The 12,697-nt window shown below is 72.5% G+C and carries 12 protein-coding genes and 1 tRNA gene; 4 read left to right on the forward strand and 9 right to left on the reverse strand.

All coding sequences use genetic code 11. From position 1 onward, the window contains the following. The first annotated feature begins 50 nt into the window (after positions 1 to 50). On the forward strand, positions 51 to 875 hold the full coding sequence (locus ACZ61E_RS24530) for an NAD-dependent epimerase/dehydratase family protein (protein ID WP_469702003.1): 825 nt from the start codon (positions 51 to 53) through the stop codon (positions 873 to 875). A gap of 91 nt (positions 876 to 966) precedes the next feature. Then, the gene (locus ACZ61E_RS24535; protein ID WP_469702004.1) at positions 967 to 2,238 is read left to right on the forward strand and encodes a TerD family protein; all 1,272 of its coding nucleotides are present in this window, start codon (positions 967 to 969) and stop codon (positions 2,236 to 2,238) included. An 89-nt stretch (positions 2,239 to 2,327) separates the two neighbouring features. Here the strand turns inward: ACZ61E_RS24535 and ACZ61E_RS24540 are convergent, their stop codons facing one another. From ACZ61E_RS24540 to ACZ61E_RS24550, 3 genes are all read right to left on the reverse strand, one after another. Further along, positions 2,328 to 2,555 carry a hypothetical protein gene (locus ACZ61E_RS24540; protein WP_469702005.1) on the reverse strand — a complete coding sequence of 76 codons (228 nt, stop codon included), beginning with the start codon at positions 2,553 to 2,555 and terminating at the stop codon, positions 2,328 to 2,330. 116 nt (positions 2,556 to 2,671) lie between these two features. Continuing rightward, on the reverse strand, positions 2,672 to 4,252 hold the full coding sequence (locus ACZ61E_RS24545) for a TROVE domain-containing protein (protein ID WP_469702006.1): 1,581 nt from the start codon (positions 4,250 to 4,252) through the stop codon (positions 2,672 to 2,674). Positions 4,253 to 4,346: 94 nt separating this feature from the next. Continuing rightward, positions 4,347 to 4,416: transfer RNA gene (locus ACZ61E_RS24550), tRNA-Lys, on the reverse strand. Positions 4,417 to 4,772: 356 nt separating this feature from the next. On the opposite strand from ACZ61E_RS24550, the gene ACZ61E_RS24555 reads away from it, so the two are divergent. Then, on the forward strand, positions 4,773 to 5,540 hold the full coding sequence (locus tag ACZ61E_RS24555; protein WP_469702007.1) for an SDR family NAD(P)-dependent oxidoreductase: 768 nt from the start codon (positions 4,773 to 4,775) through the stop codon (positions 5,538 to 5,540). Between the two features lie 66 nt (positions 5,541 to 5,606). On the opposite strand, the gene ACZ61E_RS24560 is transcribed toward ACZ61E_RS24555, so the two are convergent. After that, the gene (locus tag ACZ61E_RS24560; protein ID WP_469702008.1) at positions 5,607 to 7,148 is read right to left on the reverse strand and encodes a hypothetical protein; all 1,542 of its coding nucleotides are present in this window, start codon (positions 7,146 to 7,148) and stop codon (positions 5,607 to 5,609) included. Between the two features lie 221 nt (positions 7,149 to 7,369). On the opposite strand from ACZ61E_RS24560, the gene ACZ61E_RS24565 reads away from it, so the two are divergent. Next, complete coding sequence (locus ACZ61E_RS24565) at positions 7,370 to 9,196, forward strand: endonuclease/exonuclease/phosphatase family protein (protein WP_469702009.1); 1,827 nt, start codon at positions 7,370 to 7,372, stop codon at positions 9,194 to 9,196. A 151-nt stretch (positions 9,197 to 9,347) separates the two neighbouring features. On the opposite strand, the gene ACZ61E_RS24570 is transcribed toward ACZ61E_RS24565, so the two are convergent. From ACZ61E_RS24570 to ACZ61E_RS24590, 5 genes are all read right to left on the reverse strand, one after another. Then, complete coding sequence (locus ACZ61E_RS24570) at positions 9,348 to 10,049, reverse strand: antibiotic biosynthesis monooxygenase (protein WP_469702010.1); 702 nt, start codon at positions 10,047 to 10,049, stop codon at positions 9,348 to 9,350. Positions 10,050 to 10,124: 75 nt separating this feature from the next. Further along, on the reverse strand, positions 10,125 to 10,646 hold the full coding sequence (locus tag ACZ61E_RS24575; RefSeq protein WP_469702011.1) for an SMI1/KNR4 family protein: 522 nt from the start codon (positions 10,644 to 10,646) through the stop codon (positions 10,125 to 10,127). A gap of 13 nt (positions 10,647 to 10,659) precedes the next feature. Next, the gene (locus ACZ61E_RS24580) at positions 10,660 to 11,307 is read right to left on the reverse strand and encodes a DUF4232 domain-containing protein (protein WP_469702012.1); all 648 of its coding nucleotides are present in this window, start codon (positions 11,305 to 11,307) and stop codon (positions 10,660 to 10,662) included. Positions 11,308 to 11,371: 64 nt separating this feature from the next. After that, a complete protein-coding gene (gene dapD, locus ACZ61E_RS24585) occupies positions 11,372 to 12,361 on the reverse strand; it encodes a 2,3,4,5-tetrahydropyridine-2,6-dicarboxylate N-succinyltransferase (RefSeq protein WP_469702013.1) in 990 nt (329 codons plus the stop codon). 87 nt (positions 12,362 to 12,448) lie between these two features. Next, positions 12,449 to 12,694, reverse strand: coding sequence for a hypothetical protein (locus ACZ61E_RS24590; protein WP_469702014.1), 246 nt, complete (start codon positions 12,692 to 12,694; stop codon positions 12,449 to 12,451). Positions 12,695 to 12,697 lie beyond the last annotated feature (3 nt).

A 12,697-nucleotide genomic window follows, 5' to 3' on the forward strand; every position in this document is an offset into this window, starting at 1 on the left:
GCGATCCATGGAGTTGAGTCCGGCCGAGTACGTCCGAGGAGATCTGGCCCATGCCCCGACCGCGAACCGTTCTGCTCACCGGCGCAGCAGGCGGCCTCGGCACCCTGATGCGAGGTCTCCTGCCCGCGTACGGGTACGAACTCCGGCTCTTCGACGCCACTCCCATAGAAGGCGAGCCGGACGCGATCACCGCGGACCTGGGTGACAAGCAGGCCCTGCGCGAGGCCGTCCAGGGCGTCGACGCCGTCATCCACCTCGCCGGCATCTCGCTGGAGGCGTCGTTCGACAAGATCCTTCGGGCCAACATCGAGGGGACGTACAACCTGTACGAGGCGGCGCGCGAGGAGGGCGCCGTGCGGATGGTCTTCGCCTCCAGCAACCACGCCGTCGGCTTCACGCCCCGGCCGCGCGGTGACCACCCGCTGGACTCGCGGGCGCTGATCCCGATCGGGACCCCGCGCCGCCCCGACACCTTCTACGGCCTGTCCAAGTGCTTCGGCGAGGACCTGGCGCAGCTCTACTGGGACCGGCACGGACTGGAGACCGTCTCCGTGCGGATCGGGTCCTGCTTCATGGAGCCGACCTCCGTACGGATGCTCTCGGTCTGGATGAGCCCCGGCGACGGCGCGCGCCTCTTCCACGCCGCGCTCACCGCCGAGGACGTCGGACACACCGTGGTCTACGGCTCGTCCGCCAACACCCGTCTGTGGTGGGACCTGTCGACGGCCCGCGCGCTCGGGTACGAGCCCCAGGACGACTCCGAGCAGTACGCCGGGAAACTCCTCGCCGAGCAGGGCGAACTGGACCCCGGGAACCCCGACCACGCCCATCTGGGCGGCCACTTCTGCACCCACCCGCCGCAGTGGCCGTACTGACCCGCGCCGTCGGCACATCCGTGCTGACCCGTCCGGGCGAGCGGGGCGAGAGTAAGGGAACGGCAAAGAGGGGTCGTTCGTTACGCCTGGCATGACAGCTATGACCCCCGGCTCGAACATCCCTCTCTCCGCCACCCGCGTGGCGGTGGACGTCGCCGCACCGGTGCGGCTCGACGTATCGGGCCTGCTGCTCACCGCCGACGGCAAGGTGCGCTCCGACGACGACTTCATCTTCTACAACCAGCCGGCCGGTCCCGGTGTGACCTACCGGTCCGGCGGCGGTACGGCCCCGGACGCGATCGTGGTGGACACCTCCGCCGTCCCCGCCGGTATCGAGAAGATCGTCGTCACGGCCAGCCCGGACGCGGCGGGACAGACCTTCCAGGGCATCGAGCCGACCGCGACCGTCCGCAACGCCGACGACGGCGCCGCGCTCGCCACCTTCACCCCGCCGAATCTCGGTTCGGAGACGGCCCTGGTGGTCGTGGAGGTCTATCTGCGCAACGGCGCGTGGAAGGTCCGCGCGGTCGGCCAGGGTTACGCGAACGGGCTGTCGGGTATCGCCACCGACTTCGGGGTCTCCGTCGAGGAGCCCGCGGCGCCGGCCGCCGCCCCCCAGGCACCGCAGGCGCCCGTGGCACCGGCCGCGCCGGTGCCGCCCGCCGCGCCCGTCCCGCCCCCGGCTCCGTCCCCCACGATCGCCGACCCCCGCGTCGCGACGCCCCCGGTCACGCCCGCCGCGCCGGCCCCGCCGTCCGCTCCCCCGGGCCCCCCGCAGAGCGCCGGGAAGATCAACCTGGACAAGGGCCGCGTCAGCCTCCAGAAGAACCAGACGGTGTCCCTCGTCAAGGGCGGCGCCCCGCTGCTGACCCAGGTCAAGATGGGTCTCGGCTGGGAGCCCGCCTTCCGCGGCAAGGACATCGACCTCGACGCCTCCGTGATCGCCTACGGACCGAACCGCAACCACCTGGACAGCTGCTACTTCGGCAAGCTGACCATCCTGGGCGGCTCGATCAAGCACTCCGGCGACAACCTCACCGGTGAGGGCGCCGGGGACGACGAGACGATCGTGGTCGACCTCGGGCGGCTGCCGGCCGAGGCCACGGGCCTGGTCTTCACCGTCAACTCGTTCACCGGCCAGAAGTTCAACGAGGTGGCGAAGGCTTACTGCCGGCTGCTCGACGCGCGGACCGGCGAGGAACTCGTCCGCTTCGACCTGACCGGCGCCGAACCGCAGACCGGCGTGATCATGGCCAAGCTGATCCGTCAGTACTCGGGTGAGTGGGAGATGACGGCCGTGGGCGAGTTCGTGAAGTCCCGCACGGTCCGCGGCATGGTCAAGCCTGCGGCCAAGGCCCTCTGAGCACCGGCCCGGAGCCGTGTCCGGATCCGGACACGCCTTCACGGGCCGCCGCGGTCAGAACGATCGCGGCGGCCCGCAGGCCCGGGTGTTCAGAGCTTGGTCAGTTTGGAGAAGGGGCTCAGGATCCTGCCCTGGCGGCCCGAGAAATCGATGAGCACGGCGTTCTCGCCCTCGACTCCGATGACTCTGCCCAACCCGAACTGGTCGTGGGAGACACGGTCCCCCACGTCGAAGTGCTCGGGCGGAGGTGAGGCCGGGTCTTGGCGGTTGAAGGGACTGGACGGCAGGTGGCGCCGGGAACCGGCTGACTTTGTCATTACCTGGAGTATGCGCCCAACGGCCCCCGGCGCGCCATGCCCGGCCGCCGACGGGCCCGCGGGATCACTCGTTCCCCAGCGACCCCACGGCCCTCATCGGAACCCCCGTCCGGCGGTCAGACCGCCCACGGCCAGTGAGCGTCCCGACCCGCCTCCAGCAGCGGAACCATCCGGAACGCGGCGTCGGAGAGACCGCCGAAAGTGTGCCGGTACGGCGTCCCCGAGGGACCGTGCCCGGCCCGGTATCCGGCCAGATTCCAGGTGTAGACGGGCACACGCTCGGGGACCTGCTCGGTCGGGTCGCCGCCGTGGTGGTACGCCGCCTGCTCGTCCGTGACGATCAGCACCCGGTCATGGCCCCGGTAGTGCGCCCGGACCGCCCCCGACGTGTCCGTGCCACCCAGATCGCCGAAGCGCTCCAGGATCCTCAGCACGGACTCGCTCCGGCGGTACTTCACCCTGCCGCTGGTCGAACCGAACTCGACCAGGTCCGCGTCGGCCGCGCGCACCGCCACCGCCGTCCCGAAGACGGCCGCGGCGTCCGCCCTGTTCAGCCGGGAGCGGTCCGACAGCGGGGACCACATCGAGCCGGAACGGTCGACCAGGATCAGCGTGCGGCCAGGCAGCGCGGGCACATTGGCCAGCGAGTGACCGAGCGCCCGCTCCAGCGGATGGGACCAGCGCAGCGACGGCGCGTGCTGGTAGGCGGCGAGATAGCGGAACGGGAACTGGCGTGACCGGGCAACCACCGCCGGGTCCGACAGTTCGGCGGCGACCCGGGCGGCGACCTCGTCGCTCACCCCGGCCTCGTCGAAGTTCCGCAGGTTGCGCAGCAGCGCCATCGGCCCCATGGACGGGATGACGGCCTCCCACGCCGCCGCGTCCATCGGGCCCTGGAGCCAGCCCGCCAGCATCTCCCAGGTCATGCCCGCCTCGGCCAGGCGCCCGGCCGCGCCGGGAGCCGTGACGACGGCGCGCCGCTCGGCGACGGGCAGCTCCATCAGCGCCCGGTGCGCGGCGAGGGTGCGGTTCGACGCCGGGGGAACGGCGGTGTCCGGGTGGTGCCGGCGGTCCAGGGCGTAACGGAACAGCTCGCCCTGCCACGGCTTCGCCGGGTCGGGCGACGCGTGCACGAGATTGAGTACGTCCCCGAATCGGTAACCCTTCGACGCGGTGTCGTACTTGAGCAGCGACTTACCGCTGTAAAGCCGCTTCACCGCGTCGGCGGTGCCCCGCTTGACGGGCTTGGGAATCCCGCGTCCGTAACGGGACGTCCAGTAACCGAGCAATTCACCGGGCTCGTCCGCGCGCAGCAGAACGGAATCCACGACCTGACGGTTCGAGGGGCCCGTGCCGGCGCCCGCTTCGAGACGCGCTTTCACGTATTCGGCGGCGCCGACGAGGGCGGCGGTCCGCATGTTCCCGTCGCGGCGCAGCCAGCCCAGGAGACCGGCCGTCCAGCGCGGGTCCTCCACGGCCAGCCGGCGTACGAGGGTGAGGTAGCGGTTGTCGCGGTCGTCCCCGGACTCGTACAAGGTCTGCTGGGAGACGAAGTTGGCGACGGCGAGGAGGAACAGCTCGGACTTGGCGTCGCGGAGGTGTCCGGTACCGCCCTGATGGGTCCGGGTGGTACGGCCGGCCGACCGCACGGGCGACGTGCCGCGGAACACCGCGAGACGCGAATTGAAACGTGCCATGGGAATTCCCCCGAATTCGATGAAGAGTCCAGAGATCAAGGCCGGCGGAACCGACAAAGGTGCTCTGCCGACTGAGCTACACCGGCTCGGAAGCCGATGACGGGACTCGAACCCGCGACCTCCCCATTAAGAGTGGAAGTAGGTCCCGCCTTCGCACCTGGACGAATATGACTTTAGGAGAGCGGCCGACGGGTCGCCACGGGTTTTCACCGCGTCACGGGAGGCGCCGCGCGGGAGAGGGCGCGGGCCCCGTACGGTTGGGATTCGTACGGTCGGGATTCCCGGCCGGTACCGAACGGCCGCCGCAACCTCGGGACACCCTCTGCGCGTCGCAGTGATCGACCGCGCACGGGGGGGGTGGCGTCGGACGGTGTGGACCGCCGAAGGTGTGACGGCCGACCGCCCCGCGCCCCGGCGTCCGCGCGGCCGGCCGGCCGGACACCCCGGCGCAACACACGCCGGCACGGCACCCGCCCGTACCGGCACCGCTCCCCGCCCCCCATCCGAAAGGCCCGCCCCCATGAACCTCCCGCAGACCGGCCGCCGGGTCCTGGTCACCGGGGCCTCCCGAGGTCTCGGCCGCGCCGTCTCCCGCGCCTTCGCCGCCAACGGCGACCGTGTCGCCGTCCACTACGGCACCCGTGAGCGGGACGCGCGCCACACGCTGGACTCGCTCGACGGCACCGGCCACGCGCTGCTGGGCGGTGACCTGTCGGACCCCGAGGGCGCGGCCCGGATCGCCGACACGGCGCGGGAGGCGCTGGGCGGCATCGACGTGCTGGTGAACAACGCGGCGGTGAACGAGCCTCATCCGCTCGCCACCACCTCGTACGAGGACTGGGCGGCGACCTGGCAGCGCCATCTGTCGGTGAACGTGCTCGGCACGGCGCTGCTCAGCCATCGCGCGGCACGGTCCATGATCGACCGCGGCGTGGGCGGCCGGATCGTCAACATCGGTTCGCGCGGCGCCTTCCGCGGCGAGCCGGACCATCCCGCGTACGGCGCCACGAAGGCGGCGGTGCACGCGCTGGGCCAGTCGCTGGCGGTGTCGCTCGGGCCGTACGGCATCGGTGTCGCCTCCGTCGCGCCGGGCTTCTTCGACACGGAACGGGTGGCCGGCCGGCTGGCCGGGGCGGAGGGCGAGGCGATCCGGGCGCAGAGCCCGTTCGGCCGGGTGGCGAGCGCGGAGGAGATCGCGGCGGCGGTCCTGTGGCTGGCCTCGCCCGGCGCGCAGTGGTCGTCGGGTGCGGTGCTCGACCTCAACGGCGCTTCCCACCTGCGGAGTTGAGGCACCACCCGGTACGCCGGCGGCGGCGTGGGTGGCGGGCCGCCCCCGCCGCCGGACTCCGCCGCCTCAGCCCCCGTTGCGCGACCTCGCCTTGAACGCCGCCTTGCGGGCGTCCTTCGCCGCCTTGCGGTCCCGGTGCAGCCGGCCCATCGCCTCCAGCACGTCCGCCGTCGCCGGGTGGTCCACCCGCCACGCCGCGTCGAAGAAGCCGCTGTGCTGGCCGACCAGCCCCTCCACCAGTTCCTGGAGTTCCAGGGGCTCGCCCTCGGCGTCGAGTTGGGCCGCGATCGTGTCGATCGCCAGCCAGAAGATCATCGACTCGGACGGCGGCGGCACATCGGTGGCTCCCAGCTCCGCGAGCCAGACGCGGGCGAGCCCGCCCAGTTCCCCGTCGTCCAGGACCTCGCGCACCGCGGGCTCGGCCTCGACGCCGACGAGTGCGAGGGACTGCTGGCAGTGCAGCCGGCGCAGCGGGGCGCCGGGGTCGGCGCCCTTGGCGGCGGCGAGGAGTTCGCGTGCGGCCCCGGCGGGTTCGCGGTGGGCCAGCCACTGTTCGGTCTCCGCCCGCGCGGCCGGCTCGGGGAAGTGCGCGACGCCGTCGAGCAGCGCGTCCGCGCCCTTGTCGGCGAGGTCGCCGACGGCGGGCGCCTCGACGCCCGCGTCCCGCATCCGGGACCTGATCCCGTGCAGACCGAGCGGGGTCAGCGTGACCACGCCGTACCGGGACACGTCCTCGTCGTCGCCGGACGGCACGGCGTCGGCCTCGGCGTCGTCGACCATCAGGGCCTCGTCCACGGGCACATAGGTGACGAGCCCGATCGGCTCCAGCAGGGCGAACTGGTCGTCGAGCCGCATCATGGCGTCCGACACCTGCTCCAGCACGTCGTCGGTGGGCTCCCCCATGTCGTCGGGGACGATCATGGACGCGGCGAGGACCGGCAGCGGTACGGGGACGGGGTCCGTCCCGCCCTCGCCGACGGTGAGCAGATAGAGGTTCCCGAGGACGCCCTCCAGGAACTCGGCCTCCGCCTCCGGGTCCCAGTCCAGGGCGTCGAGGTCGATCTCACCGTCGTCGCCGATGGCACCGGCCAGATCCTCCAGGACGGGTGCCGTCGCGTCGGCGAAGACGACGTCCAGGGCGTCCAGCCAGAGCGAGAGGACGTCCTGCGGGCTGCCGGAGGTGACGAGTTGGAGGGCGGCACCGGCGCTGACGGTGCCCTCCCCGTCGTCATCTCCGTCCGTGCCGGCCGCCCCGTCCGCCGCTTCCGCCTCACCGGAGGAGTCCTCGACCTCGACCAGTCCGGTGTCCACGGCCACCCGCCACGCCTCGCTCGCCTCGGCCTCGGCCTCCGCCCGCGCCTGGGCCGCCAGCGCCTCGTCACTCTCCGTCGGGTCGGGACTCCCGTTCCCGGTGAGCCCCAGCACCTCGGCCGCCGCGGGCAGTTGCTCCTCGACGAGTTCACCGCCCGCACCGACGCGCGTCCCGGGCCCGGCCCAGCGGGCGAGACGCACGGCCCTGGCGAGCAGCGGTACGGCGAGCGCGTCCCGCGCCAGCTCCGCGTCCGAGGGCAGCCGCACCGGCGGCAGGGTGGGGCGGTCTCCGGACATCTGGTGATTCTCCTTGCGCCTTGCGGGGTCCAGGGCGCCCAAGCGTAGACGTATTTCACCCCATCCCACCCGGTTCACTTGGCCGACAACGGGCGTACACCCGCACACCCTTGACAACACATGCGCCCACGCAAGAGATTGACGCGCGTAGAACCACACGTGGAACCACGGGTGGAAGCTCGCTCCACTCCGTCACCCTCTCTCACCCCCGGAGTCCCGTAATGCCTTCATCCGTACCGAGAACGGCCGCCGTCTCGGCCCTCGTCGCCACCGCGCTGGCAGCCGGTCTGCTCGCCGGATCCTCCTCGGCGTCCGCCGCCGAGGTCAGGATCCACGGCATCCAGGGCAGTGGCCGGATATCGCCGCTCGTGGGCACCCCCGTGGCCGACGTGCCCGGCATCGTCACCGGCGTACGGACCTACGGTTCCCGGGGCTTCTGGTTCCAGGACCCGAACCCCGACAAGGACGCCGCGACGAGCGAGGGCATCTTCGTCTTCACCAACGCCGTGCCGACGGTCGCCGTGGGCGACTCGGTCAAGGTGTCCGGCACGGTCACCGAGTACGTCCCGGGCGGCGCCGCATCCGGCAACCAGTCCCTCACCCAGCTCTCGTCGCCGAGGGTCACGGTCGTCTCCTCCGGCAACGAACTGCCCGCGCCGGTGACGATCTCGGCGAAGTCGGTACCGGCCGCGTACACCCCGAAGGGCACCGCCGCGACGGGCAACAGCATCAACGGCCTGACGCTGAAGCCCCGCAGCTACGCGCTGGACTACTACGAGTCGCTGGAGGGCATGAACGTCCGCGTCGGCACCTCGCGCGTGGTCGGCGCCACCGACCCGTACTCGGAGCTGTGGGTGACGGTCAAGCCGAAGGAGAACGACAACCGCCGCGGCGGCACGGTCTACGGCGGCTACGACGACCAGAACACCGGCAGGATCCAGATCCAGCAGCTGGCCCCGGCCGCCGAGCGGCCATTCCCGAAGGCCGATGTCGGTGACGTGCTGTCCGGCGGCACCGAAGGCCCGCTGGACTTCAACCAGTTCGGCGGCTACACGCTGACCGCCCGCACGCTCGGCGAGGTCACCGGCGGCGGCGCGGAGCCCGAGACGACGCGTGCGCAGCGCCGGGACGAGCTGGCCGTGGCGACGTACAACGTCGAGAACCTCGACCCGTCCGACCCGCAGGAGAAGTTCGACGCGCTCGCCGGCGCCGTCGTGACCAACCTGTCGTCGCCGGACATCCTGGCGCTGGAGGAGATCCAGGACGACAACGGCGCGACGGACGACGGCACCGTCTCCGCCGGTGCGACGATCGCCAAGTTCACGGCGGCGATCGTGGCGGCCGGCGGTCCGGCGTACGAGGCGCGCACCGTCGACCCGGAGGACAAGACGGACGGCGGCGAGCCCGGCGGCAACATCCGCCAGGTCTTCCTCTTCAACCCCGAGCGGGTCTCCTTCACCGACCGCGCGGGCGGCGACGCGACCACCGCCACCGAAGCCGTACAGCAGGACGGCAAGGCCGGTCTGAGCCTCTCCCCCGGCCGGATCGACCCCACGAACGCCGCCTGGAAGGACAGCCGCAAGCCGCTGGCCGGTGAGTTCACCTTCCGCGGGAAGCCGGTCGTCGTGATCGCCAACCACTTCGGTTCCAAGGGCGGCGACGAGAGCCTGGTCTCGCACCACCAGCCGCCGAACCGGATCTCCGAGGTTCAGCGGCACCTCCAGGCGAAGGCCGTCAACACCTTCGTGAAGGACCTCCTCAAGATCCAGCGGAGCGCCCGCGTCCTGGTGGTCGGCGACATCAACGACTTCGAGTTCTCCGCCACCACGAAGGCGCTCACCGCCGACGGCGCGCTGTACCCGGCGATCAAGTCCCTGCCGGCCCCGGAGCGTTACTCGTACGTCTACCAGGGCAACAGCCAGGTCCTCGACCAGATCCTGACGAGCCCGGCGGTCGACGACTTCGACTACGACAGCGTCCACATCAACGCCGAGTTCGCCGACCAGAACAGCGACCACGACCCGCAGGTGCTGCGCTTCCGCCCGTGACCGGGGCCGCGTCTGCCTGAACGGCGGTGGGGGGGGGGGGGGGGCGCCCCCCCCCACCCCCCCCCCCCCCCCCCCCCCCCCCCCCCCCCCCCCCCACCGCTCCCTCCGCGCGACCCGCATGCCCCCCCACGCGGCCGGGGCGAGCCGTCCGTCAGCCCGCGGCGAGGCTGATCGCCGGGGTGTACCTGTTGACCGTGCTGCCCACCAGGCCCGGGAAGGTCCGCACCTTCTCCCACTGCTCCGAGCCCGAACCGGCGCCGTCCCCGGGCGCCTTGAGCGCCAGGATGTGGCCCCGCGTGTCCTCCCACTCCGCGTAGTTGAGCACCCGCGTGCCGTCCGTGCTCGCGTGGAAGTGCGCCGCGATCCCGGCCGACCGCTCGTAACGGTCGCTGTCGAGGGCCGCGAAGACGGTGTCCGTCCACTCCCGCTGCCGCACGGGGTCGGGCCCGTCGAACTCGACGTCCACGATCACCACACAGCCGGGCTCGCGGGTGTCTCCCTCGGCAGCCCCGCTGCGGTACAGCTCGTACGAGCCGAGCCCGAGCCGCTCGATCCCCGGCACCGCCGCGTCGATCTCCGCGTTGCGCTCGTCCCGGCCCGCCCGCACGAAGTCCTGGTAGGCCGCCTCGTCGCGCCACTGCGAGTAGTGCAGCAGCGTCCTGCCGTCCTCGCCGACCATGACGCTGTACGACAGGAGGCCACCGTCCGGCCAGTCCCGGCGTCCCCATGCCTCGCCGATCGCCTCCACCGCCGCGCGCTGCCGTTCGGGCGTGCCGACGTACCAGGTGCTCACCTTGACGGCGCCGACACCCGGACGAGTGATCTCAGGGACGGTGCTGACCCGCACGGACATGGTGATCCCTCCTCGTCGCCGCACCGGAGTGGTACGGCTTGGCTCACCATGCTCAAATATGAAGTGCGGTTGAAGTCAACGCGACTTCGCCCAGTGCGCCACCCAGTCGGCGAATCCGGGCTCGTCCTCTGCGGGCGCCGCGCCCACATCGCTGACGGCCCATATCCGGCCGCGCTGCGACCCGGTGACGACCAGATGCCAGTAGAGCCCGCAGCCGTCCGTGCCCAGCACGATGCTGCCGTCGCTGCCGACCTCGTCGATCAGCGGCTCCAGCTCCTCGTACGGTCTGGGGTCGTCCTCCCACACCCACGCCTCCGTGAGCGGGAACGGCTTCGCGGGCGCGCGCTGTGCGCCGTCGGCGCCCCAGTCGGCGGGCAGCTGCCTCAGCGGTATCAGCCCGTCGACGTCCGCCGGCCCCTCACCGCTGCCGTCGCATATCTCGGCGACCATCGTGCGGTAGGGCTCCGGCAGCACGACGCCCTGCTCCCGCTCGAACGCGTGGACGGCGTCCCAGCCCAGCGGGGGTCTGCGCAGCTCGGGCGGGAAGGCCGCGCGCAGCGAGTCGAGGTCGGCGGGGTCGGCGCGTTCGGTGTCCATGGGGTCCATTGGATCACCGGCCACTGACAGGATCGGCCGCCCAGGAGGTCACGTCCAGGGTGCCTTCCGTGCCGAGGTCGATGGGGAGCGGCAGGGAGACGGGCTCCTCGCCGGGGGCGGGGGTGACGAGGACATGGGCACCGGGGGTGGGGGCGCCGTCCACGGAGGTGACGCGGTTGTTCCAGTGCAGTACCGCGCTCGCGGTGGCGTTGGGCGCGAGCGTCAGCTGCCGGGGCCGGTCGTCGCGTCTGCCGGTGTAGCTGTGGTCGTTCTCGTGGGTGACCTCGGCATCGACCGGCTCGCGGGCCTCGTCGAGGAGTTCGATGCCGGGATACCCCTTGACCGGGTAGGGCGCGTCGCCGCAGTTCCAGAGCCGGAGGGTGACCACGCGGTGGCCCATCGCGGCGTCCTCGCCCCCGATCACGACGTCCAGGCCCGAGGGCGGGCACCCCGGGCGCGCCGGCGTCGCGGCGGGCGGGGACGACGGCGGCGAGGAGGGCGGGGCCGCGGTCGGCGGCGGGGACTGCGCGGGCGCGGCCGGGGCGGCGCCCGCGCCGGTCTCCGCCTCGATCTCGCTCCTGAGGTCCGCACAGCCCGCCGCCGTCAGCAGCAGGACGGACACCCCGGCCAGCAGCGCGGCCGGGCGCTGTCGCCCGTTCATCGGATCCCCGTCCCCCCGTGGTGCGCGCGGAGGCGTAAGCGTACGCGCGAGCCCCCGCGCGGCGTCAGTTGTGGCTGTGCAGGACGTCGTTCAGACCGCCCCAGACCGCGTTGTTCGGGCGGGCCTCGACCTTGCCGGTGACCGAGTTGCGGCGGAAGAGGATGTTCGAGGCGCCGGACAGTCCGCGGGCCTTGACGATCTCCCCGTCGGGCAGCGTCACGCGCGTGCCGGCGGTGATGTAGAGACCCGCCTCGACCACGCACTCGTCGCCGAGCGGGATGCCGACGCCCGCCTCGGCGCCGATGAGGCAGCGCTCGCCGATGACGATGCGCTCGGTGCCGCCGCCGGACAGGGTGCCCATGGTGGAGGCCCCGCCGCCGATGTCCGAGCCGTCGCCGACGACGACACCGGCCGAGATCCGGCCCTCGACCATGGAGGTGCCGAGCGTGCCGGCGTTGAAGTTGACGAAGCCCTCGTGCATCACGGTGGTGCCCTCGGCGAGGTGCGCGCCGAGGCGGACGCGGTCGGCGTCGCCGATCCGGACGCCCTTGGGGGCGACGTAGTCGGTCATGCGCGGGAACTTGTCGACGGAGGTGACCTGGAGGTGCAGGCCCTCCGCGCGGGCGTTGAGGCGCACCGTCTCCAGCGTGTCGACGGGGACCGGGCCGAGCGAGGTCCAGGCGACGTTGGCGAGCAGACCGAAGATCCCGTCGAGGCTCTGGCCGTGCGGCCTCACCAGCCGGTGGCTGAGCAGATGCAGACGCAGGTAGGCGTCGTGCGCGTCCAGCGGCTTGTCGTCGAGCGAGGCGATGACCGTACGGACGGCGACGACCTCGACCCCGCGGCGCGGATCGGGTCCGACGGCCCTGCGCGCGGCGTCGCCGAGCAGTTCGGCCGCGCGGTCGTCGGTCAGCCGCTCGGTACCGGCGGGGCCCGGCTCGTCGCTGAGCACGGGTGCGGGGTACCAGGTGTCGAGGACGGTGCCGTCCTCGGTGAGGGTGGCGAGCCCGGCGGCGACGGCGCCGGTGGTGCGAGTAGCAGTCGTGTCGGTCATGAGCGAAACCTAACGGGCGCCCGCGGGCGGAGGCCAACCGGTCTCGGCGTACGGGCACCGGGTCCCGCCCGAGGGGGCGTTCGCGGTTCAGCCGAGCCGGTTGTCGTTCCTGTCGCCGGCGGCGCGGGTGGTGTCGTCCTCGGCGCGCGGGAGGAGCCGGTGCCCCTCGGAGTGGTGGTTCACCCAGCCGCAGACTCCGCAGCTGTAGCGGCCGTCGAGCCCGGCGATGAGCGTGCCGCACTGGCGGCACTCCGCGTAGGTGATCTCGGGACCTATGACGGCCGCGTGCTCCGGTCCGGACTCCGGGGCGGGCGTGGCGGGCGGGGTGGTCATGCG

The sequence above is a fragment of the Streptomyces sp. NPDC104581 genome (assembly GCF_055583685.1).

Excerpts from the sequence above, each read along its gene's own strand:
- ACZ61E_RS24530 (WP_469702003.1), top strand. The coding sequence starts at position 51 with ATGCCCCGACCGCGAACCGTTCTGCTCACCGGCGCAGCAGGCGGCCTC.
- ACZ61E_RS24535 (WP_469702004.1), top strand. The coding sequence starts at position 967 with ATGACAGCTATGACCCCCGGCTCGAACATCCCTCTCTCCGCCACCCGC.
- ACZ61E_RS24540 (WP_469702005.1), bottom strand. The coding sequence starts at position 2,555 with ATGACAAAGTCAGCCGGTTCCCGGCGCCACCTGCCGTCCAGTCCCTTC.
- ACZ61E_RS24545 (WP_469702006.1), bottom strand. The coding sequence starts at position 4,252 with ATGGCACGTTTCAATTCGCGTCTCGCGGTGTTCCGCGGCACGTCGCCC.
- ACZ61E_RS24555 (WP_469702007.1), top strand. The coding sequence starts at position 4,773 with ATGAACCTCCCGCAGACCGGCCGCCGGGTCCTGGTCACCGGGGCCTCC.
- ACZ61E_RS24560 (WP_469702008.1), bottom strand. The coding sequence starts at position 7,148 with ATGTCCGGAGACCGCCCCACCCTGCCGCCGGTGCGGCTGCCCTCGGAC.
- ACZ61E_RS24565 (WP_469702009.1), top strand. The coding sequence starts at position 7,370 with ATGCCTTCATCCGTACCGAGAACGGCCGCCGTCTCGGCCCTCGTCGCC.
- ACZ61E_RS24570 (WP_469702010.1), bottom strand. The coding sequence starts at position 10,049 with ATGTCCGTGCGGGTCAGCACCGTCCCTGAGATCACTCGTCCGGGTGTC.
- ACZ61E_RS24575 (WP_469702011.1), bottom strand. The coding sequence starts at position 10,646 with ATGGACACCGAACGCGCCGACCCCGCCGACCTCGACTCGCTGCGCGCG.
- ACZ61E_RS24580 (WP_469702012.1), bottom strand. The coding sequence starts at position 11,307 with ATGAACGGGCGACAGCGCCCGGCCGCGCTGCTGGCCGGGGTGTCCGTC.
- dapD (WP_469702013.1), bottom strand. The coding sequence starts at position 12,361 with ATGACCGACACGACTGCTACTCGCACCACCGGCGCCGTCGCCGCCGGG.
- ACZ61E_RS24590 (WP_469702014.1), bottom strand. The coding sequence starts at position 12,694 with ATGACCACCCCGCCCGCCACGCCCGCCCCGGAGTCCGGACCGGAGCAC.